The sequence below is a fragment of the Chromobacterium sp. LK1 genome, assembly GCF_001043555.1.
In the GTDB taxonomy this organism is placed as follows: domain Bacteria; phylum Pseudomonadota; class Gammaproteobacteria; order Burkholderiales; family Chromobacteriaceae; genus Chromobacterium; species Chromobacterium aquaticum.
In genome coordinates, this window is sequence record NZ_LDUI01000002.1 from 72,400 (window position 1) to 92,455 (window position 20,056).

Sequence of the window (20,056 nt, forward strand, 5' to 3'; positions counted from 1 at the left end):
TTGGGTCGGCGCTCTTGGCGCGCCGCTCCAAGCGGGTTAGGATGTCCGTTTTAGCCCGCCGATTTTAGAACCTGTTCAAAGTCTGCTGCGCTTCGGCGATACGGCGTTAGAAACCCGCTTCGAAATGCTCATGTACCGTATGTGCATTCCGCTTCCTCGGCTGTTTTCGTCTTGTCTCGCCCTTGTGCGCGAGACTCTGAACAGGCTCTATGGCGCGGCCACCACCGGCCGGCTCGGCGACGCCGGGCCCGCTCTGACTTTATCCTGGATCGTTCCACCATGAATCGACTGCAATCCATCCGCCCCTTCGGCCAGCGCATCTGGCTGGACAATCTGTCCCGCGAACTGATCGCTTCCGGCGAACTGGCGCGCCTGCTGGCCGACGACGGCATCGCCGGCGTGACCTCCAATCCGGCGATCTTCTACAAGGCGATCAGCGGCGACGCCAGCTACCAGGCCGATCTGGCCCGTCTGAAGGCGGACGCCGGTCTGTCGGCCGAGGCGCGTTACGAAGCGCTGGTGGTGCCGGACATCCAGGCCGCCTGCGATCTGTTGCGCGGCCAGTACGACGCCAGCCAGGGTAATGACGGCTATGTCAGCCTGGAAGTGTCGCCGGAGCTGTCCAACGACGAGGCCGGCACCCTGGCCGCTGCGCGCCGCCTGTGGGCGGAAATCGCCCGCCCCAACGCCATGATCAAGATTCCGGCCACCGCCGCCGGCATCCGCGCGTTTCAGGCGCTGACCCGCGAAGGCGTCAACGTCAACATCACCCTGCTGTTCTCGCTGCCGCAAGTGGAGGCGGTGTGGGACGCCTACATCGCCGGCCTGTCCGCCCGTCTCGCCGACGGCAAGGATGTGTCCGGAATCAAGGCGGTGGCCAGCTTCTTCCTGTCCCGCGTCGACAGCCTGCTGGACCCGCAAGTGGGCGCCGCTCATCAGGGCAAGGTGGCCATCGCGCTGTCCAAGGCCGCTTACGCCCGCTACCGCGAGCGTTTCCATGGCGCCGAGTTCGCCGCCTTGAAAGCCGCCGGCGCGCGTCCGCAATACCTGCTGTGGGCGTCCACCGGCACCAAGAACGCCGCTTACTCCGACGTGCTCTACGTGGAAAGCCTGATTGGCGACGAAACCGTCAACACCGTGCCGGACGGCACGCTGGCCGCCTTCCGCGACCACGGCCAGGCCGCGCTGACGTTGCCGCAAGGCATGGACGACGCGCAGACCCTGCTGCACGCGGTGGGCGCGGCCGGCGTGGATCTGGCCGCCGCCGGCGAGAAGCTGCAGCGGGATGGCTTGAAGCTGTTCGAGGATGCGTTCGAGCAGTTGCTGAAGCTGACCGCCTGAGAATGTAAACAGGCACTGAGCGCGGCAAGATAAAAAGGCTGACCGCTACGGTCAGCCTTTTTTGCGCGTGCGGCCGGGAGCGGCCGTCGCTCAGGCGGCCTGCTGCATCCGGCGCGCCGCCATGCGCTGCCCGGCGGCGCTCATCTCTTCGGCGCTGATGGCCGAGGCGGCGGTGGGAAACAGCCAGCTTTCCTCGGCGGCGGCGTGTTCGCGGTACTGGCGCGCGAACTCGGCCAGCTCATTGCGGCTGATGCTGTGGATCTTGCCGTCGCGCAGCGCCAGCAGATCGTCGCGGATCGCGTTCCAGCAGGAATGCAGATAACCGTGTTCGGCGCTCAGCTGCTCCAGCCGCGAGGCGGCGGTGGGCACCCGCTGCAAAATCAGCGGGAACAGCTCGTCCTCCTCGTCGGTATGATGGGCGGGGCCGGCCAGGTCGAAATAGCGGACCACGCCGTCTATCGTATTGCGGGCGGCCTCGTTGACGCCGTGTTGCTCGATATAGGATGGCAGCTGGTCCAGCTGATCGCAGAAGCGGCGAATCTTGTCATGGCAGGCCAGCAGCATTTCCAGCGGCTGTTCGAAGCTGGGCGCGGCGGCGCTGCTCAAGGTGTCCAGGGTCAGCATTGGCGTTCTCCTGTAGTGGGTGACGGGCTGCATTCTGCGGCATGGAGCGGGCTGCGGCCATGATCCGGCTCAAGCCGGCGCGTGGCGGCGCTAGAATGCCGGGGCGGCCTTGCCGCTCCCCGGTTGTTCTTGATACTGCGTTGGCCGGCAGAAAACAAGTGAGATATTGGACTGTTCCGATGACTAAAATGTTGCGTGCGCAAGCGCTGTGCCACAGGAGGTTGGATGCAAGCCCCGTTTGAAGTGAAATGCCTGGATCTACGCGAGGCGGCGTTGGCCGCGCGCGCCTTGGAGTTGCAATTGGCGGCCCACCAGCTGGAAGCGGAATGGCTGTCCTATCCGCAGCTGCCCTTGCTATGGGCGGATCTGGCCGCGGCGCGGGCCTGCGCCGACAGAGTCTGGGGCGCGTTCGAGGGCGAGGCGCTGCGCGGCCTGCTGGTGGCCTCGCGCCGCGACGACGATGGCTTGCACATTGAACGAGTGGTGGTGGATCCGCAACACTTGCGCGCCGGCTGGGGCTATCGTCTGCTGAACCGGGCGCTGGTGGGTGAGCGCGAGGTCAGCGTGGACACCGCCGAGGTCAATATCGCCGCGTTGTCCTTGTACCGCAAGGCCGGCTTCGTCGCCGAGCAGCGCTGGTCCACGCCGGATGGGCTGATGCTGTGGCGCTTGAATTATCAGCCGCCGCAGCCGCCGGAGTTCCAGCTATTGGACGATGGCTGGGTCGACGGCGCGCGCAGGCTGCCCTCGCCCAATCACGATGAACGCGCCGAGGGCATGGCGCCGGAGTTGCTGGTGGTCCATAACATCAGCCTGCCGCCGTATCGCTACGGCGGGCTGGGCGTGGAGCAGCTGTTCCAGAACCGGCTGAATCCGGACGAGCATCCGTTCTATGCCGAGATCCAGCAGCTGCGGGTGTCGTCCCATTTCTTCATTCGTCGCTCCGGCGAGCTGCAACAGTTCGTGCCGGTGACGCGGCGCGCCTGGCATGCCGGCGTGTCCAGCTGGCGGGGGCGTGAGCGCTGCAATGATTTTTCCATAGGCGTGGAACTGGAAGGCTGCGATTTCGAACCGTTCAGCGAGGCGCAATACCGCACGCTGCAAGCGCTGACGCTGGCATTGCGGCGCAAGCTGCCGCTTAGCGCCATCATCGGCCATGAGCACATCGCGCCGGGTCGCAAGACCGATCCCGGCCCGTTCTTCGATTGGGCGCGGGCGGAGGCGGACAGCGGTCTGCGGCGCTAGAGTCGGCCACGAAAAAACCGGACGGGCAAGGCCGGTCCGGCTTGTGAGCGGGGCGGGAGGCGTTACAGCTCGACTTGCGCGCCCAGCTCCACCACTCGGTTGGTCGGCACCTGGAAGAAGTCGGTGGCGCGCATCGCGTTCTTGCTCATCCACACGAACAGCTTCTCGCGCAGTCGCGACATGCCTGGACGCTCGGTGGACACGATGGTCTCGCGCGACAGGAAGAAGGACGTGTCCATCAGTTCGAAGGCCAGGCCCTGGGCGGTGCAGTCCTCCAGCACCTGCAGCACGTTCGGGTCTTCCTTGAAGCCGTAGCGGGCCACCACGCGCCAGAACGAGGCCGACATCTGCACGATCTCCAGCCGCTCCTCCTCCGCCACATAGGGCACATCCTCGGTGCGCACCGTCATCAACACCACCCGCTCGTGCAGCACCTTGTTGTGCTTGAGGTTGTGCAGCAGCGCGTGCGGCACGCCGTGCAGGGTGCTGGTCAGGAACACCGCGGTGCCCTGCACCCGCGTCGGCGGGTAGGCTTCCAGATTTTCGATGAAGCTGTCCAGCGGCAGCGCCTGGTCGCGCAGGCGCGTGAACAGCAGCTCGCGGCCCTGTTTCCAGGTGCTCATCAGCGTGAAGATGGCCATGCCCAGCACCAGCGGCAGCCAGCCGCCGTCGGCCACTTTGTGGATGTTGGCGCTGAAGAAGCCCAGATCTATGGTGGCGAACAGCAGGGTGATGCCCAGCGCCAGTGGCAGCGGCCAGCGCCAGTTGACCCGGGCCACCACGAAGAACAGGCAGGTGGTGATCAGCATGGTGCCGGTGACGGCGATGCCGTAGGCGGCGGCCAGGCTGGACGAGGTCTTGAAGGTCAGCACCACCACCATCACCGCGATCAGCAGCGCCCAGTTGATGAAGGGCATGTAAATCTGTCCGATCTCTTTTTCCGAGGTGTGCTGCACTTCCAGCCGCGGGCAGTAACCCAGCTGGATGGCCTGGCGGGTCAGCGAGTAAGCGCCGGAAATCACCGCCTGCGACGCGATCACCGTGGCCAGCGTCGCCATCACGATCAGCGGCAGCAGCGCCCAGTCCGGCGCCAGCAGGAAGAAGGGATTCTTGATCGCAGCCGGGTTCTGCATCAGCAGCGCGCCCTGGCCGAAATAATTCAGCGCCAGGCCGGGCAGCACCAGGCTGAACCAGGCGCGGCGGATGGGCGAGCTGCCGAAATGGCCCATGTCGGCGTACAAGGCCTCGGCGCCGGTCAGCGCCAGCACCACCGAGCCCAGGGTCAGGAAGGAGCCCCAGCCGTTGTGGCCGATGAAGTGCAGCGCGTGGTAGGGATTGAGCGCTTGCAGCACCTGCGGCGCTTGCAGGATCTGGTGCAGGCCGAGCAGGCCCAGCACGGAAAACCAGATCAGCATGATGGGGCCGAACAGCAGGCCGACGCTGGCGGTGCCGAAGCGCTGCAGCAGGAACAGGCCGGTCAGCACGCCGATGGCCATCGGCAGCACATAGCTTTCCATCGCCGGCGAAATCAACTCCATGCCCTCGGCGGCGGACAAGACCGACACCGCCGGGGTGATGATGGCGTCGCCGTAGAACAGCGCCGCGCCAAACAGCCCCAGCAGCACGATTTTCCAGCGCGCGGCGTGGGTGGTGTAGTGGCGGGCCAGCGCCATCAGCGCCATGATGCCGCCTTCGCCGCGGTTGTCGGCGCGCAGCACGAAGGCGACGTATTTGATGGAAACCACGAAAATCAGCGACCAGAAAATCAGCGACAAGATGCCGAAGATGTTTTCCGGGGTGGTGGGGATGCCCTGGCCGGTGAAGCACTCGCGCAGGGTGTACAGCGGACTGGTGCCGATGTCGCCGTATACCACGCCCAGAGCGGCCAGGGTCAGGCCAGCCATGGCCTGTTTGTTGTGATCCTGCATAAGCATCCAATGGAATTGATTCGTCATCGTATATTGCTGCACAGCAATATCGATGGTTCTTGAGCGCGCAGATTACTCCAGAGGTCTGGGTAAGCCAAGCAAAGGCCGCGCAAGTGCCGGGATGTGTTCTTGTAAAACGACAGAGTTCGGCCGCTGGCTTGCGCGGCCGGCGCATCTGGGGTAGCCGGCAGGGCGGCGAGACACGCATCTTTATAGCGCAAATAGGCGATACCGGCGCAAGGCTTGGCCGCGAGGCGCGGCAAACGCTACAATCAAGCCCTCATTACACCGTATTACCAAGGACGCATCATGCGCGCATCGCAGTTTTTCATTTCCACCCTGAAGGAAGCCCCCGCCGACGCGGACATCGCCAGCCAGAAGCTGATGATGCGCGCCGGTTTCATCCGCAAAGTGGCCGCCGGCATTTACTCCTGGATGCCGATGGGCCTGCGCAGCGTGCGCAAGGTGGAAAACATCGTGCGCGAAGAGATGGTGCGCGCCGGCGCGATCGAGGTCAGCCTGCCGGTGGTGCAGCCGGCCGGGCTGTGGCAGGAAACCGGACGCTGGGACAAGATGGGCGAGGAGCTGCTGCGCTTCAAGGATCGCCATGAGCGCGACTTCGCCTTGCAGCCCACTTCCGAAGAGCTGATCACCGACATCGCCCGCAACGAGTTGCGAAGCTACCGCGCGCTGCCCAAGAACTTCTTCCAGATCCAGACCAAGTTCCGCGACGAGCGCCGCCCGCGCTTCGGCGTGATGCGCGGCCGCGAGTTCACCATGAAGGACGCTTACTCCTTCGATCGCAGCGTCGAAGCCGCCGGCGTCAGCTATGACAATATGTATGCCGCCTACTGCCGCATCTTCGACCGCCTGGGCCTGAGCTACCGCGCCGTCGCCGCCGACACCGGCGCGATTGGCGGCGACCGCTCGCATGAATTTCAGGTGATCGCCGACACCGGCGAGGACGCCATCGTCTACTGCCCGGACTCCGACTACGCCGCCAATATCGAGCTGGCCGAAGCGGTGGCCCCGGCCGGCGAGCGCGCGGCCGCAGGCGCGGCGATGGCCAAGGTGCACACGCCCAAGGTCAAGACCATCGCCGATCTGGTGGACTTCCTGAAAGTCGATATCAAGCAGACCGTCAAGGCGGTGGTGGTGGACGGCGACGAAGATCAGCCGGTGCTATTGCTGGTGCGCGGCGACCACGAGCTGAACGAAGTCAAGGCCGAGAAAATCGCCGGCATCAAGAAGCCGCTGACTTTCGCCGCTCCGGCCGCGATCAAGGCCGCCTTCGGCGCCAATCCCGGCTCGCTGGGCCCGGTGGGCTTCAAGGGCCGCGTCATCGCCGACCGCACCGTCGCCAAGATGGCCGACATGATCACCGGTGCCAACGAGGACGACCAGCACTATACCGGCGTCAACTTCGGCCGCGATTGCGCGGAGCCGGAAGTGATGGACATCCGCAATGTGGTGGCCGGCGATGCCTCGCCGGACGGCAAGGGGGTGTTGGCGATCCAGCGCGGCATCGAAGTGGGCCATGTGTTCTATTTGGGCACCAAGTACTCGGAAGCGATGAACGCCACCTTCCTGGACGAGGACGGCAAGCCCAAGCCGTTCGAGATGGGCTGCTACGGCATCGGCGTCACCCGTATTCTGGGCGCGGCGATCGAGCAGAACTTCGACGATAAGGGCATGATCTGGCCGGACGCCATCGCGCCGTTCAGCGCGGTGATCTGTCCGGTGGGCTATGACCGTTCCGCCGAGGTGAAGGCCGCCGCCGACGCCTTGTATCAAGGCCTGCTGGCCAAGGGCGTGGACGTGATCCTGGACGACCGCGGCGAACGCCCGGGCGCGATGTTCGCCGACTGGGAGCTGATAGGCGCGCCGCACCGCATCACCATCGGCGACCGCGGCCTGAAGGAAGGCAAGGTCGAGTACCAGCACCGCCGCGATGAAGCGGCGAGCGCGCTGGCCGCGGATGCTATGCTGGAACAAGTGCTCGCCAAACTGGGGCTGTGACCGCCATATGATCCGATCCGGCATCGTCGTGTTGTTGGCCGCGCTGGCAGCGATGCCGGCGTGGGCCGGCGCGCAGAAGGAAGAGGCGCTGGCCGCCAACGTCGCGTCCACCATGCGTCGTTCGGTGTCCGACGCCAACGCGCCGCGGCTGGTGTTCGACGACCAGCGCGAAGCCGACGCCTGGCTGGGCGAAATGTCCAGCCGGCTGGCCAAGCGGATTCCGGACAAGTGGACGCGCGAGCGCCTGCTGACCGCCATTCACTACGAAGCCACCCGCGCTGGCCTGGATCCGCAACTGGTGCTGGGCCTGGTTCAGGTGGAGAGCGGCTTCAACAAGTACGCGATCTCCGGCGTCGGCGCGCGCGGGCTGATGCAGGTGATGCCGTTCTGGGTGCGCAGCATAGGCAATCCGCAGCACAATCTGTTCGATCTCACCACCAATCTGCGCTACGGCTGCACCATTTTGCGCTACTACCTGGATATCGAGCGCGGCAATCTGTTCCGCGCGCTGGGCCGCTACAACGGCAGCCTGGGCCGCGCCGAGTATCCCAATCTGGTGATGGGCGCCTGGAAGGGCCGCTGGCACTGGGTGGCGCCGTTGCCGGTGAAGACGGCGTCGGTCGCGCCGCTACAACTGCGCTGAAGCGCGGATGCAAAAAAACCGGCGCTGGGATCCAGGCCGGTTTTTTTATCGCTTCATAGCGGCAGGCTACAGGAGTGAGCGCGCATCTCAATCCTCCTGGGTTTGCAGCATTTTCTTCAGCAAGCGCGCCAGCGTCGCCCGCTCCTCCGCGTCCAGCATCTCGATCAGTTCCGCTTCCGCCGACAGATGATTGCCGACGGCGTCCTCGATCACCTCGAAGCCCTTGGGCGTCAGCGTCACGATCACGCCGCGGCGGTCGGCCGGGTCCGGCGAGCGGGTCACCAGGCCGGCTTCTTCCAGCCGGTTGATGCGGTTGGTCAGCGCGCCGGAGGAAATCAGCACCATGCCCTGCAGTTGATTAGGAGACAGTTGAAACGGTTCGCCGCCGCGGCGCAGCGCGGCCAGCACGTCGAATTCGCCGACATTCAGATTGTGGCGCGCCAGATCGTGCAGCACGCGGCGGGTGACAAAATACTCCATCCGCACAAGGCGGCCGACCACTTCGGTGGAGGACGGGTCCAAGTCCGGGCGAACCTCGCGCCACAGGGCCACGATACGGTCAATCTGGTCTGGTGCTTGTTGCATCACTGACGGTTCCTGATGTGTGGGTGACAACTGGATGACTACCGGGCGCAGAGATTAGCACGGCTTGAAGCTAGTTTATCTTCATATGAAGCATAGTCGCCAGCGATCGCCCACACTAGACGCGGCTTATTGGCGCATGCCCACCGCCAGCCGGTTGAAGGCGTTCATCAGGGCGATGGCGAAGCTGAGGTCGGCGATCTCCTCGGCGGTAAAATGCGCCTGCAGCGGCAGGTAGTGTCGGTCCGGCGCCTGGGTGACGGCGATATGCGTCAGCGACTCCGCCCACTCCAGCGCCGCGCGCTCGCGCGCGCTGAACCACTCGCTGACGCGCCAACCGGCCAGAGCATCGATGCGCTCATTGTCTTCCCCCCTGGCGCGCAAGGCCGACGCGTGCATTTTCAAGCAAAAGGCGCAGCCGTTGATCTGGGACACGCGCAGATAAACCAGTTCGATCAAGGGCAGGCCCAGGCTGCTGTGTTGCAGGCTGGCCTTGACGCTGGCCAGCCCCTGGTAGGCGGCGGGGGACAATTGGGCATAAGGCAGGCGCAGGGCCATGGCGATTCCTTTCATTCACGTTTGCGTAAGTGCAGCGCGAGTCTAGAAAAAAACCATTTGCGCAAATAGACTTAAAAAATCAAATTCAAATTGCAAAAATGAAATCATGCTGGATGATCTGCAACTTTTCGTGCGCATCGTCGACGCCGGCAGCCTGAATGCGGCGTCCCGCGTGCTGGAGATGCCGGCCGCCACCTTGTCGCGCCGGCTGCAGGCGCTGGAGCGGCGGCTGGGCTGCCGCTTATTGCACCGCAGCGCGCGGCGCATGGAGCTGACGGCGGAGGGCGGACAATACTACGAACATTGCCGGCCGCTGCTGGCCGCGCTGCAACAGCAGACGGAATCGCTGGGAACGGCGCTGAACCAGGTCAAGGGCGTGCTACGGGTGCTGTCGCCGTTGAGCCTGGGCAATGATCTGCTGGTACCGGTGTGGCGGCGCATGCTGCAGCGCTATCCGGAACTGCGGCTGGAACTGCGTCTGAACAATGCCATCGACGATTTGTTCAGCGGCATGGCCGATCTGGCCTTGCGCGTCGGCGAGCAGCCTGATTCGCGGCTGAACCAGCGCTTATTGGGCTGGGTGCGCACCTTGCTGGTGGCGTCGCCCGCCTATCTGGCGGAGCGGGGCGAGCCCGGCGCGCCGGAGGCGCTGGCGAACCATGCGCTGTTGCTGGCGGAACCGTTCGAACGCTGGCGGCTGCGGCGCGCGGCCGATGGCGCGGAATCGGAATTGCCGCCGGCCAGCTTGCAAGTCAACGATATGCTGCTGCCGCGCCGCTTGGCCGAGGCCGGCGCCGGCGTGGCGGTGTGCCCGCACAGCCTGTGCCATGCTCAATTGCGGGACGGCAGTTTGCGCCAGCTGTTGCCGGAGTGGGAAATGGCGCCGCGGCCGGTGTACGCGGTGTGGCCGCAACGGCGCCATGTGCCGGCGCGGGTGCGAGCATTGCTGGACGCCTTGACGGAGTTCACCGAGGCGGAGCCCTTGCTGGCGCGGCCTGCCTGCGTTTAGGGATCAGTCCGGCGCGGAGTCGCCGCGTCGTTTCTTGCCGGGATGCGGCGGTTTGGGCAGCACGATCTGGCGGGTGCCCGCCAGCCTGTCGTGCAGGAAGAGCTTGTCGCGGTCGTAAAACTTGGCCAGGAAGGGAATCAGGCACCAGCTCAGCGCCAGCCACAGCGCCTGCGGCTGGTGGCCGTAGGCGTTGGCCCAGCCGAGATAGGACACCGCCGGCATGCCGACGAACAAGGCCATGCCCACCAGATAGCGCACCGCCGCCTGTTTCCAGACGATGCCGCCGCCGTGGGCGTTGACCAGCTTGATGCGCCAGGTCTTCATCGCCACGGTCTGGCCGCTGCGCACCCAGCAATAGCCGAAGTAGCCGAACAGCGCGATGGCCAGCACCGCCTTGAGCAGCGTCTTGAACAGCGTGTCCTGGCCGATCAGCATCTGCAGCGGCGTCAGCACGGCGGTGACGGTGAGCAGCAAGGCGGCGACCAGCAGCAATTCATAGAACAGGCTGGCCAGGCTGCGTTTCAGCGTGGGCGGGGGCAGGGTGGCGTCAGCGGGAGGCATCTTGGGTCTTGTGTTGTAGCCGCAGGCGCTGGATGGCCTGCTGGCGTTGTTCGGGCGGCATCTGCTGCAGCGCTTTCCAATTGGCGCGAATTTCATCGCGCTGCTGCTGGCTCAGCTCTGACCATGCCTTCAGCTTCTGTTGCACGCGCAGGCGCTGCGTTTCCGGCAGTTGGCGGAACTGCGGCACGATGGCCAGCAGGTTCTGCTTCTTGTACGGCGCGTAGCGGTCCCATTCCTCGGCCAGCGGCGCCAGCACCTCCTGCTGCTCCGGGCTCAACTGCGCCCAGCCGGGATTGGCCGGCGGGCTGGCCTTGGCCGCCGGCGTCAGCAGGCCGCTCAGGCATAGCGCGAGCAGCAGCCGACGGCCGCTATTCATGCAGCCCCCGGCTGAAATGCGGCTCCAGCAGCGATTCGAACGGCAGGTCCTGCGCCAGCACCGCGGCGTCCACCGCCTCTTCTTCCAGCAGCAGGTCCTCGGCCAGCATCATGCCGGCGCCGGTCAGCAGCGCGAAGCCCAGCGCCAGGCTGCCTCGGCGCAGCAGCAGCACATGGCGCTGCGCCCACAGCCCCAGCCGTTCGCGCGAGGACTCCGCCTGGGCGGCCTGGGCATCGAAACGGGCCAGCGCGCGAGCGCGCGCCTGGCGCAGCTTGTGTTCCACGGCGGGGTCGAGATCGGCGCCGGCATGATCCAGCACGCGTGCGACGTGGCCGGGCAGGGGATTGGAAGGTTTCATAGCGTCACTCCCTTTTGCGTCAGGATGGCGGCCAGTGTGTGATTGGCGCGCGAGCAATGCGTTTTCACGCTGCCTTCGGAGCAGCCCATCACGCGCGCGGTGTCGGCAACATCCAGACCTTCCCAATAACGCAGCAAAAACGCCTCGCGTTGACGGGTGGGCAGCAGTTGCAGCGAAGCCTCGATCAGCACCGCGGTTTCCTTGCGCGCATACCAGCGCTCCGGGTTGTGCTGAGCCTCGTCGGCGGCCACGTCCAGCAGTTCCAGCGGATCCGGGCTGTCGTCCTCCTCGCGGGTGGGAATCAGCGAGGACAGCAGCGTGCTGACGAAGCGGCGCGCCTTGCTGCGGCGGTAGTAGTCGCGAATGGTGTTTTGCAGGATGCGCTGGAAGATCAGCGGCAGCTCCGCCGCCGGGGCGTGCGGATAGCGATCCGCCAGTTTCATCATCGAGTCCTGCACGATATCCAATGCGCTGTCTTCATTCTGGACCGCATACCACGCTTGCTTGAAAGCGCGTTTTTCCGCCGACTCGAGAAAGTCGGCCATTTCCTTGCGGCTAGCCATTGGATGAGAGTTTGAGTAGATGCCAACAGAAGATGGTAGCAGAGCGTCGCCGATTCGGCCAAGCCTGATTTTTTTCCTGAATTTACCGAGGCTTAGATGCATATTGCACCTGCACAAAAGCACTTGACCGGCTTCAAAGCTATACGCTAAGGTCGTCCGATACGGGATGAAACTAACACAAAGACAAAGAGGCGATATGCAGATATCGGGCGCGGAAGCGGTTGTCCGCTGCCTGCAGGAAGAAGGTGTCGAATTCGTTTTCGGCTACCCCGGCGGCGCGGTGCTGGAAATCTACGATGCCATTTTCCGGCAGGACAAATTCAAACATGTGCTGGTCAGGCACGAGCAGGCGGCGGTGCATGCCGCCGATGCCTACTCCCGTTCCAGCGACAAGGTGGGCGTGGCCCTGGTCACCTCCGGCCCCGGCGCGACCAATGCCGTGACCGGCATTGCCACCGCCTATATGGACTCCATCCCCATGGTGGTGCTGTCCGGCCAGGTGCCGTCTCCGGCCATCGGCCTGGACGCCTTCCAGGAAGTGGACATGGTGGGCATCACCCGCCCGTGCGTGAAGCACAACTTCCTGGTCAAGGATGTGAACGAGATCGCCGCCACCATCAAAAAGGCGTTCTACATCGCCAAGACCGGCCGTCCCGGCCCGGTGGTGGTGGACATCCCCAAGGACATCACCCAGCAGCGCACGGAATTCCAATACCCGGAAAGCGTGCATATCCGCTCCTACGTGCCGGCTACCCGCGGCCACCCGGGGCAGATCAAGAAAGCGGTGAACCTGCTGTTGGAAGCCAAGCGCCCCTTTATTTACGTGGGCGGCGGCGCGGTGCAGGGCAATGCCGCCGGCGAAGTGACCGAACTGGTCAAATCGCTGGGCCTGCCGTGTACCAACACCCTGATGGGCCTGGGCGCCTATCCGGGTTCCGATCCGCAGTTCCTCGGCATGCTGGGCATGCACGGCACTTATGAAGCCAATATGGCGATGCAGTACTGCGACGTATTGGTGGCCATAGGCGCGCGTTTCGACGATCGCGTGATCAGCGTGCCCTCGCACTTCCTCAGCCAGCCGAAGAAGATCATCCACATCGACGTGGACCCGTCCTCCATCTCCAAGCGGGTGAAGGCGGACATTCCCATCGTCGGCGACGTCAAGCATGTGCTGAAAGACATGCTGGACTTGCTGAAGCAATCCGGCCAGAAGCCGGACGCTCAAGCCCTGGCCGGCTGGTGGAAACAGATAGAGGAATGGCGCGGCCACAACTGTCTGCTGTACACCCCGTCCAGCGAGCTGATCAAGCCGCAATTCGTGGTGGAGCAGCTGTACGAGATCACCGGCGGCAAGGCCATCGTCACGTCCGACGTGGGCCAGCACCAGATGTGGGCGGCGCAGTACTACAAGTTCGACAGCCCCAAGCAGTGGCTGAACTCCGGCGGCCTCGGCACCATGGGCTTCGGCCTGCCGGCGGCGATGGGCGCGCAATTGGCCAATCCGGACGCCACCGTCGCCTGCATCACCGGCGAGGGTTCGATCCAGATGAATATCCAGGAGCTGTCCACCTGCAAGCAATACCACACCCCGGTGAAGGTGCTGGCGCTGAACAACCGCTATCTGGGCATGGTGCGCCAGTGGCAGCAGTTCTTCTATGGCACGCGTTACTCCGAATCCTATATGGACGCCTTGCCGGACTTCGTCAAAATCGCCGAGGCTTACGGCCATGTCGGCTTCAAGGTGGAAAATCCCGCCGATGTGGAGCCGGTGCTGAAGGAGGCGTTCAGCCAGAAGCTGAAAGAACGCCTGGTGTTCCTGGATTTCCGTACCGATCAGTCCGAGAACGTGTTCCCGATGGTGCAAAACGGCAAAGGTCTGGACCAGATGGACCTGCCCGCGCACATGAGCGAGGTGCAGAACGTGCCTTTCGAGAACAACCGTGACTACGGCAATATGTGTTGAGGCCAGCCGGTATGCGACATATCCTATCCATTCTTCTGGAAAACGAAGCGGGCGCATTGTCCCGCGTGGTGGGCCTGTTTTCGGCCCGTGCCTACAACATCGATTCGCTGACAGTGTCCACGACCGAGGACCCGACGCTGTCGCGCATGACTATCGTCACTCACGGTTCCGACGAAGTCATCGAGCAGATCACCAAGCAGCTCAACAAGCTGATCGAGGTGGTCAAGGTGATAGACCTCAATGAATCCGAGCACATCGAGCGCGAGCTGATGCTGATCAAGGTCCGCGCCACCGGCAAGGACCGCGAGGAGATGAAGCGCATGGCCGACATCTTCCGCGGACGCATCATCGACGTGACGGAAAAGACTTACACCATCGAGCTGACCGGTACGAGCGAAAAGCTCGGCGCCTTCATCGAGGCGGTGGACCGCACAGTGATCCTGGAAACGGTCCGTACCGGCGCATCCGGCATTGGTCGGGGTGAGCGGGTTCTGAAAATCTGACGCAGGCGGGCGCCGGCCCAGGGCCGGGCCGCCTAAACAAACGAAATCAAGGATTGCAAATGAAAGTTTTCTACGACAAAGACGCTGACCTCTCCATCATCAAGGGCAAGAAAGTCGCCATCATCGGCTACGGTTCCCAGGGCCATGCCCATGCGCAGAACCTGAAAGACTCCGGCGTGGACGTCGTGGTGGGCCTGCGCAAGGACGGCGCGTCCTGGAAGAAGGCGGAAGCGGCCGGCCACAAGGTCAAGGAAGTGGCCGAGGCGGTGAAGAAGGCCGACGTGGTGATGATTCTGCTGCCGGACGAGTCGCAGCCGGACGTCTACGGCAAGGACATCGCCCCCAATCTGAAGAAGGGCGCGGCGCTGGCCTTCGCTCACGGCTTCAACATCCATTACAACCAGATCGTGCCGCCGGCCGACGTCGACGTGATCATGGTGGCGCCGAAAGGCCCGGGCCACACCGTGCGCTCCGAATACCTGAAGGGCGGCGGCGTGCCGACGCTGATCGCGGTTTACCAGGACAAGTCCGGCAAGGCGCGCGACGTGGCATTGTCCTACGCGGCGGCCAACGGCGGCACCAAGGGCGGCGTGATCGAGACCAATTTCCGCGAGGAAACCGAGACCGATCTGTTCGGCGAGCAGGCGGTGTTGTGCGGCGGCGCGGTGGAACTGGTCAAGGCCGGCTTCGAAACCCTGGTGGAAGCCGGCTATGCGCCGGAAATGGCTTACTTCGAGTGCCTGCACGAACTGAAGCTGATCGTCGATCTGATGTACGAAGGCGGCATCGCCAATATGAACTACTCGATCTCCAATAACGCGGAGTACGGCGAGTACGTGACCGGCCCGGAAGTGGTGACCTCGGCCACCAAGGACGCGATGAAGAAGGCGCTGTACCGCATCCAGTCCGGCGAATACGCCAAGATGTTCATCCTGGAAGGCAAGACCAACTATCCAAGCATGACCGCGCGTCGTCGTCTGACCGCCGATCACCCGATCGAGAAAGTGGGCGCCGAACTGCGCGCGATGATGCCGTGGATCGCCAAGAACAAGCTGGTGGATCAGTCCAAGAACTGATGGCCGTTGGCCGTAGCCGCAATGATGAAGCCGGGCGCGCAGCCCGGCTTTTTTACGTTTGCGCCCAAGGGCGCTTATGCGGCGGAGAACAGCGCCGACCCGGCTGCGAGCGGATTCGCGCTCCAGGCGCTGTCGAAGCGCTGCAGCGCCGCGTCCAGTTCCGGACTGGAGGCGAACAGCAGCCGATAGGTGTCGGCCGGCAGGGTGGCGGCGCCGATGCCGGCGCGCGCGCATTGCATGAACTGCTCCGCCGACTTCACCGCCGCGCCCATGATCACCGTGGGTTGGCCATAGCGATCGAGAATCTGCTGCGACTCCCGCAGCAATAGGGCGGCATCCCGGCCGGCTTGTTCGATGCGGTTGATATAGGGCGCGGCGTAGCGCACGCCCAGCTGGCCGGCCAGCACGATCTGGCGCGATTCGAAAATGGCGGTGGCCAGCGTGGGAATGTCCTCGCGCTCCAGCGTGGCCATGGTTTGAAAGCCTGCGCCGACGGCGGGAACCTTGACGACGATGCGTCCGCTCTTGGCGGCCAGCCGGCGCGCCTGCAGCAACTGGACGGCGGGATCCGCGCTGGTGACCTGCACCGCCAGCAGGCCGGGTTGCAGGTCCAGCAGCGCGTCCAGCACCTCCTCTACCGGCCGCTCCGCGGCGGCGAGTATCGACGGATTGGTGGTCACGCCGGCGAGCACGCCCAACTGGCGGGCGTGGCGGATGGTGATGAAATCTATGGTGTCCAGCCAGATCTGCATGCCGCTCCCCTTCTCATCGTTGCCGGGCGGCGGCGCCGTCCGGCGGTGTCGCTCAATCGGCCATCGCCTCGCCCAGCCGCACCGGCTTGGCCGCGTGCCAGCCAGCGTCGAAACTCAGCGGCCCGGCCGGGAACAATAGCACCACGGTGGAGCCGAGCAGGAAGCGCCCCATCTCCTCGCCCTTGGCCAGGTGGATGTCCTGATCGCGGTAATCCCACAGGCAGACCTCGGCGCGGCGCGGCGGATTGACGACGCCATGCCAGACGGTAGCCATGCTGCCGACGATGGTGGCGCCCACCAGCACCATGACGAAGGGCTGGCCGTCCTCGCCTTCGAAGTTGCAGACCACGCGTTCATTGCGCGCGAACAGGCGGTCCACGCCGCGGGCGGTGGCGGGGTTCACCGAGTACAGTTCGCCCGGCACATAGCGCATGTCCAGCAAACGGCCGGCGCAGGGCATGTGGATGCGGTGATAGTCGCGCGGGCTCAGATAGATGGTGGCGAAGTGGCCATCGTCGAAACGGCGCGCCAGCGTGGCATCTCCGGCCAGTAGCGCGGTGCTGGAATAGCTGCGGCCCTTGGCCTGAAAAATCTGCTCGCGCTCGATGCGGCCGAACTGGCTGATGGCGCCGTCCACCGGGCAAATCAGGCGCGCAGCCGCCAGCGGGCGCGCGTCGGCGCGCAAGGCGCGGGTGAAGAAGGCGTTGAAGCTGGCGTAGGCGGCGGGGTCGCTGGCGGCGGCTTCGCTCATGTCCACCTGATAGCGGGCGATGAAGCGGCGGATGATCCATTGGGTCAGGGCGCCGGCTTCCCAGTTGGCGATGCAGCCGGCGAACCGGGTCATGGCCAGTTTGGGCATCAGGTGTTGCAACAGCACGAACAGGCGTTCGGACACTGGTTTGTCCTCGATCGATCTGACTAAACCCTAGATTATAACCGATCTGCCGGCGCCGAATCGGGTGTCCACTGCCTATAATTTGAGCATGTTACGGCTTAAAATAGACGATTTGTCTGATATTTTGTGCTTGGACATGAGGTGTGACGTTTTAATCACAGTTTTCAATGCGCAGATTTGACTTTGTGTCCTGCTTGCCGGTAGGCTGGATCAAAATTTGCTGCGGGAGCACATGATGCAATTGGACATTGAACGCTTGATTGCGGACTTCGGCGGGCCGGGACAGCTGGCCGAGGACCTGAATCGCTTGTTCGCCGATGAGCCGGTGACTCGGGCGGCGATATACAAATGGAGAGAACGCGGCAGCCTGCCGCTGGCCCAGCTCAACAAGCTGGCCGGCCTGGCGGTGAGCCAGGGAAAACGCTTCGATTTCAACGATTATCTGATCGGCGTCGGGACAGGCGCGGAAATTGCAACGCAGGGACCAGGGAGAAACAGCAAGATGGGCAATCGTCTTTATATATTCGACACCACCTTGCGCGATGGCGAGCAATCGCCGGGCGCATCGATGAGCAAGGAAGAGAAGATCCGGATTGCGCGTCAGCTGGAGCGGCTGGGCGTGGACATCATCGAAGCCGGCTTCGCCGCGGCAAGCCCGGGCGACGCCGATGCCATCCGTGCGATTGCCGAAGTGATCAAGGATTCCACCGTCTGTAGCCTGGCGCGCGCCAACGAGCGCGATGTGCGCGCCGCCGGCGAGGCGATCACGCCGGCCGCGCGCGGCCGCATCCACACCTTCATCGCCACCAGCCCCATCCATATGGAAAAGAAGCTGCGCATGAGCCCGGACGAAGTGGTGGCGGCGGCGGTGGAAGCGGTGACCATAGCCCGCGAATACACCGACGATGTCGAGTTCTCCGCCGAAGACGCGCTGCGCTCGGACATCAACTTCCTGGCGCGCATTTTCGGCGAAGTGATCAAGGCCGGCGCCACCACGCTGAACGTGCCGGATACCGTAGGCTACGCGGTGCCTTTCGCCACCGAGGCCTTCTTCCGCGAACTGATCGCCAAGACGCCGGGCGGCGACCAAGTGACCTGGTCCACGCACTGCCACAATGACCTGGGCATGGCGGTGGCCAACAGCCTGGCCGCGGTGCTGGGCGGCGCGCGCCAAGTGGAGTGCACCATCAACGGCCTGGGCGAGCGCGCCGGCAACGCCAGCCTGGAGGAAGTGGTGATGGCGGTGCGCACCCGCAAGGATATTTTCGGGCTGGAAACCGGCATCGACGCCACCCAGATCGTGCCGGCCTCCAAGCTGGTTTCCACGGTGACCGGCTATCCGGTGCAGCCCAACAAGGCCATCGTCGGCGCCAACGCTTTCGCCCACGAGTCCGGCATTCATCAGGACGGCGTGCTCAAGCACCGCGAAACCTACGAAATCATGTCCGCCGAATCGGTGGGCTGGAGCACCAACCGGCTGACGCTGGGCAAGTTGTCCGGCCGCAACGCCTTCAAGACCAAGCTGGTCGAGCTGGGCATCGTGCTGGACAGCGAAGAAGCGCTGAATGCCGCCTTCGCCCGCTTCAAGGAATTGGCGGATCGCAAGCGCGAGATTTTCGACGAAGATCTGCACGCGCTGGTGTCGGACGAACTGAGCTCCAGCCGTGAAGAGGAATACAAGCTGGTGTCCTTGAAGATCGCCACCGAAACCGGCGAAGCGCCAGTGGCCTCCATCGTGTTCCTGGCGCATGGCGAAGAGCGTCGCGCCCAGTCCAGCGGCTCCGGCCCGGTGGACGCCGCCTTCAAGGCGATTGAGAGCGTGGCGGACAGCGGCGCGGAACTGGAACTGTATTCGGTGAACGCCATCACCAAGGGCACCGAATCCCAAGGTGAAGTGACGGTGCGGCTGGCGCTCGACGGCCGCATCGTCAGCGGTCAGGGCGCCGACACCGACATCATCGTGTCCTCGGCCAAGGCGTATCTGTCGGCCTTGAACAAATTGATGAACCAGGAGCAAAGGCTGAACGCACAAGCGCTGGTATGAGGTTTTCCGGTCGCGGTGGTCAGCGCGGCGCGTCGTCGACAAGGTTTTCCATCCCGTCCTTGTCGGCGCGCAGTCAGCGTTAGACCACCCGGCCCAGGGGGTTCACTTTATCGATTGTGAAGTCCATCAGGCCCACAAGGCCGCCCCATTTGGCCCCGGCTCACAAGGCCGCGCGGCGGATCGCCGACCCAAGAGGTCGGCGTCGTTGCGCGGCGGAGCCGGGGTTTTTTGCGTTTTACGCGCGGCCGGGCCGGCGCTAGACTGCCAGCTCTCAACTTAAATCCATGACGGAAAACGCCCATGTCCGCAGCCTTCTTCATCACCGGCACCGACACCGAAATCGGCAAGACCCATGTCGCCGTGCAATTGATCCGCCAATGGCAGGCCGAAGGCAAGCGCGTGCTGGCGATGAAGCCGGTGGCATCCGGCTGCGAGTTGCTGGCGGACGGTAGCTGGTGGAACGACGATGTGGCGCGGCTGACCGCCGCCACCGGCCAGTCCGATCTGGAGCTGATGAATCCCTACCGGTTCTTGCCGCCGGTGTCGCCGCATATCGCAGCGAGCGAGGCCGGCGTGGAGATTCGGCTGGACGTGATCGTCGACCATTATCAGCAATTGGCCGCCAGCGCCGACGTGGTGGTGGTGGAAGCGGCGGGCGGCTGGATGGCCCCGCTGTCCGATAGGCTGTTCATGGCCGATATGGCCAAGGCCTTGCAATTGCCGGTGATTCTGGTGGTGGGCATGCGGCTGGGCTGCATCAATCACGCCTTGCTGACCGCGCGCGCGGTACTGGACGCCGGCCTGCCGCTGGCCGGCTGGGTGGCCAATCGAGTGGTGCCGCAGCAACAGGCTTACGAACAGAACCTGGAAACCCTGCAACGGCACATGCCGGCGCCGCTATTGCTGGAAGTGCCCTATCAGGCCGGCGAATCCAACTGAGCCGCCGGCGCGCGGCGGCGCGCGCCGCGACTTGCATCCGTAATATTTTATTGCGTTGCCGCAAGACATTTTCTTGT

20 protein-coding genes and 1 pseudogene are annotated in these 20,056 nt (G+C 64.2%); 11 read left to right on the forward strand and 10 right to left on the reverse strand.

Annotation, left to right across the window (positions count from 1 at the left end; translation table 11 throughout):
• Window positions 1–279: 279 nt before the first annotated feature.
• On the forward strand, window positions 280–1,341 hold the full coding sequence (tal, locus tag VI26_RS01535) for a transaldolase (RefSeq protein ID WP_048407982.1): 1,062 nt from the start codon (window positions 280–282) through the stop codon (window positions 1,339–1,341).
• A gap of 90 nt (window positions 1,342–1,431) precedes the next feature.
• Here the strand turns inward: tal and VI26_RS01540 are convergent, their stop codons facing one another.
• Window positions 1,432–1,965: a hemerythrin domain-containing protein gene (locus VI26_RS01540; protein WP_048407983.1), complete on the reverse strand. Its 534-nt coding sequence runs from the start codon at window positions 1,963–1,965 to the stop codon at window positions 1,432–1,434.
• A 225-nt stretch (window positions 1,966–2,190) separates the two neighbouring features.
• Between VI26_RS01540 and VI26_RS24925 the strand changes: the two are divergent.
• Together VI26_RS24925 and ampD are read left to right on the forward strand one after the other, a co-directional pair.
• A pseudogene (locus VI26_RS24925) lies at window positions 2,191–2,616 on the forward strand (GNAT family N-acetyltransferase); the annotation flags it as partial.
• Window positions 2,617–2,622: 6 nt separating this feature from the next.
• Entirely contained in the window at window positions 2,623–3,210 is a 588-nt protein-coding gene (gene ampD, locus VI26_RS24930) for a 1,6-anhydro-N-acetylmuramyl-L-alanine amidase AmpD (protein ID WP_231580939.1), read from the forward strand.
• Between the two features lie 62 nt (window positions 3,211–3,272).
• Here the strand turns inward: ampD and kup are convergent, their stop codons facing one another.
• On the reverse strand, window positions 3,273–5,138 hold the full coding sequence (gene kup / locus VI26_RS01550) for a low affinity potassium transporter Kup (RefSeq protein WP_048408038.1): 1,866 nt from the start codon (window positions 5,136–5,138) through the stop codon (window positions 3,273–3,275).
• Between the two features lie 309 nt (window positions 5,139–5,447).
• On the opposite strand from kup, the gene VI26_RS01555 reads away from it, so the two are divergent.
• Both VI26_RS01555 and VI26_RS01560 read left to right on the forward strand, forming a co-directional pair.
• The gene (locus VI26_RS01555) at window positions 5,448–7,157 is read left to right on the forward strand and encodes a proline--tRNA ligase (RefSeq protein ID WP_048407985.1); all 1,710 of its coding nucleotides are present in this window, start codon (window positions 5,448–5,450) and stop codon (window positions 7,155–7,157) included.
• Between the two features lie 7 nt (window positions 7,158–7,164).
• The gene (locus VI26_RS01560; RefSeq protein ID WP_048407986.1) at window positions 7,165–7,800 is read left to right on the forward strand and encodes a lytic transglycosylase domain-containing protein; all 636 of its coding nucleotides are present in this window, start codon (window positions 7,165–7,167) and stop codon (window positions 7,798–7,800) included.
• 87 nt (window positions 7,801–7,887) lie between these two features.
• Here VI26_RS01560 and VI26_RS01565 read toward each other — a convergent pair whose 3' ends face one another.
• Both VI26_RS01565 and VI26_RS01570 read right to left on the reverse strand, forming a co-directional pair.
• Complete coding sequence (locus VI26_RS01565) at window positions 7,888–8,385, reverse strand: MarR family winged helix-turn-helix transcriptional regulator (protein WP_048407987.1); 498 nt, start codon at window positions 8,383–8,385, stop codon at window positions 7,888–7,890.
• A gap of 126 nt (window positions 8,386–8,511) precedes the next feature.
• Window positions 8,512–8,940, reverse strand: coding sequence for a carboxymuconolactone decarboxylase family protein (locus tag VI26_RS01570; RefSeq protein WP_048407988.1), 429 nt, complete (start codon window positions 8,938–8,940; stop codon window positions 8,512–8,514).
• 106 nt (window positions 8,941–9,046) lie between these two features.
• On the opposite strand from VI26_RS01570, the gene VI26_RS01575 reads away from it, so the two are divergent.
• Window positions 9,047–9,949 (forward strand): LysR family transcriptional regulator, encoded by a 903-nt coding sequence (locus VI26_RS01575; RefSeq protein WP_048407989.1) that lies wholly within the window; start codon window positions 9,047–9,049, stop codon window positions 9,947–9,949.
• 3 nt (window positions 9,950–9,952) lie between these two features.
• Here the strand turns inward: VI26_RS01575 and VI26_RS01580 are convergent, their stop codons facing one another.
• Genes VI26_RS01580 through VI26_RS01595 form a run of 4 tightly spaced genes read right to left on the reverse strand, consistent with a single transcriptional unit; the run spans window position 9,953 to window position 11,807 of the window.
• Window positions 9,953–10,510, reverse strand: coding sequence for an RDD family protein (locus VI26_RS01580; RefSeq protein WP_048407990.1), 558 nt, complete (start codon window positions 10,508–10,510; stop codon window positions 9,953–9,955).
• The gene (locus VI26_RS01585) at window positions 10,497–10,886 is read right to left on the reverse strand and encodes a DUF3106 domain-containing protein (RefSeq protein ID WP_048407991.1); all 390 of its coding nucleotides are present in this window, start codon (window positions 10,884–10,886) and stop codon (window positions 10,497–10,499) included. Before VI26_RS01585 ends, VI26_RS01580 begins: the two co-directional genes overlap by 14 nt.
• On the reverse strand, window positions 10,879–11,244 hold the full coding sequence (locus VI26_RS01590) for a DUF3619 family protein (RefSeq protein ID WP_082150819.1): 366 nt from the start codon (window positions 11,242–11,244) through the stop codon (window positions 10,879–10,881). The genes VI26_RS01585 and VI26_RS01590 overlap by 8 nt, the downstream gene beginning before the upstream one ends.
• A complete protein-coding gene (locus tag VI26_RS01595) occupies window positions 11,241–11,807 on the reverse strand; it encodes an RNA polymerase sigma factor (RefSeq protein ID WP_048407993.1) in 567 nt (188 codons plus the stop codon). Before VI26_RS01595 ends, VI26_RS01590 begins: the two co-directional genes overlap by 4 nt.
• Window positions 11,808–12,003: 196 nt before the next feature.
• Here VI26_RS01595 and ilvB point away from each other — a divergent pair, with 196 nt between their 5' ends.
• From ilvB to ilvC, 3 genes are read left to right on the forward strand one after another with little or no spacing between them, the layout of a single operon-like run.
• A complete protein-coding gene (gene ilvB / locus VI26_RS01600; protein ID WP_048407994.1) occupies window positions 12,004–13,770 on the forward strand; it encodes a biosynthetic-type acetolactate synthase large subunit in 1,767 nt (588 codons plus the stop codon).
• Window positions 13,771–13,781: 11 nt separating this feature from the next.
• Entirely contained in the window at window positions 13,782–14,273 is a 492-nt protein-coding gene (gene ilvN / locus VI26_RS01605) for an acetolactate synthase small subunit (RefSeq protein ID WP_019101853.1), read from the forward strand.
• Window positions 14,274–14,332: 59 nt separating this feature from the next.
• Window positions 14,333–15,349: a ketol-acid reductoisomerase gene (gene ilvC / locus VI26_RS01610; protein ID WP_048407995.1), complete on the forward strand. Its 1,017-nt coding sequence runs from the start codon at window positions 14,333–14,335 to the stop codon at window positions 15,347–15,349.
• Between the two features lie 74 nt (window positions 15,350–15,423).
• On the opposite strand, the gene VI26_RS01615 is transcribed toward ilvC, so the two are convergent.
• Window positions 15,424–16,101 (reverse strand): transaldolase family protein, encoded by a 678-nt coding sequence (locus tag VI26_RS01615; RefSeq protein WP_048407996.1) that lies wholly within the window; start codon window positions 16,099–16,101, stop codon window positions 15,424–15,426.
• Window positions 16,102–16,153: 52 nt separating this feature from the next.
• A complete protein-coding gene (gene asd, locus VI26_RS01620) occupies window positions 16,154–16,996 on the reverse strand; it encodes an archaetidylserine decarboxylase (protein ID WP_048407997.1) in 843 nt (280 codons plus the stop codon).
• Window positions 16,997–17,231: 235 nt separating this feature from the next.
• Here asd and VI26_RS01625 point away from each other — a divergent pair, with 235 nt between their 5' ends.
• A complete protein-coding gene (locus VI26_RS01625) occupies window positions 17,232–19,040 on the forward strand; it encodes a 2-isopropylmalate synthase (protein ID WP_048408039.1) in 1,809 nt (602 codons plus the stop codon).
• A 300-nt stretch (window positions 19,041–19,340) separates the two neighbouring features.
• Window positions 19,341–19,979, forward strand: a complete 639-nt coding sequence (bioD, locus tag VI26_RS01630) for a dethiobiotin synthase (protein WP_048407998.1) — start codon at window positions 19,341–19,343, stop codon at window positions 19,977–19,979.
• The last annotated feature ends 77 nt before the right edge of the window (window positions 19,980–20,056 follow it).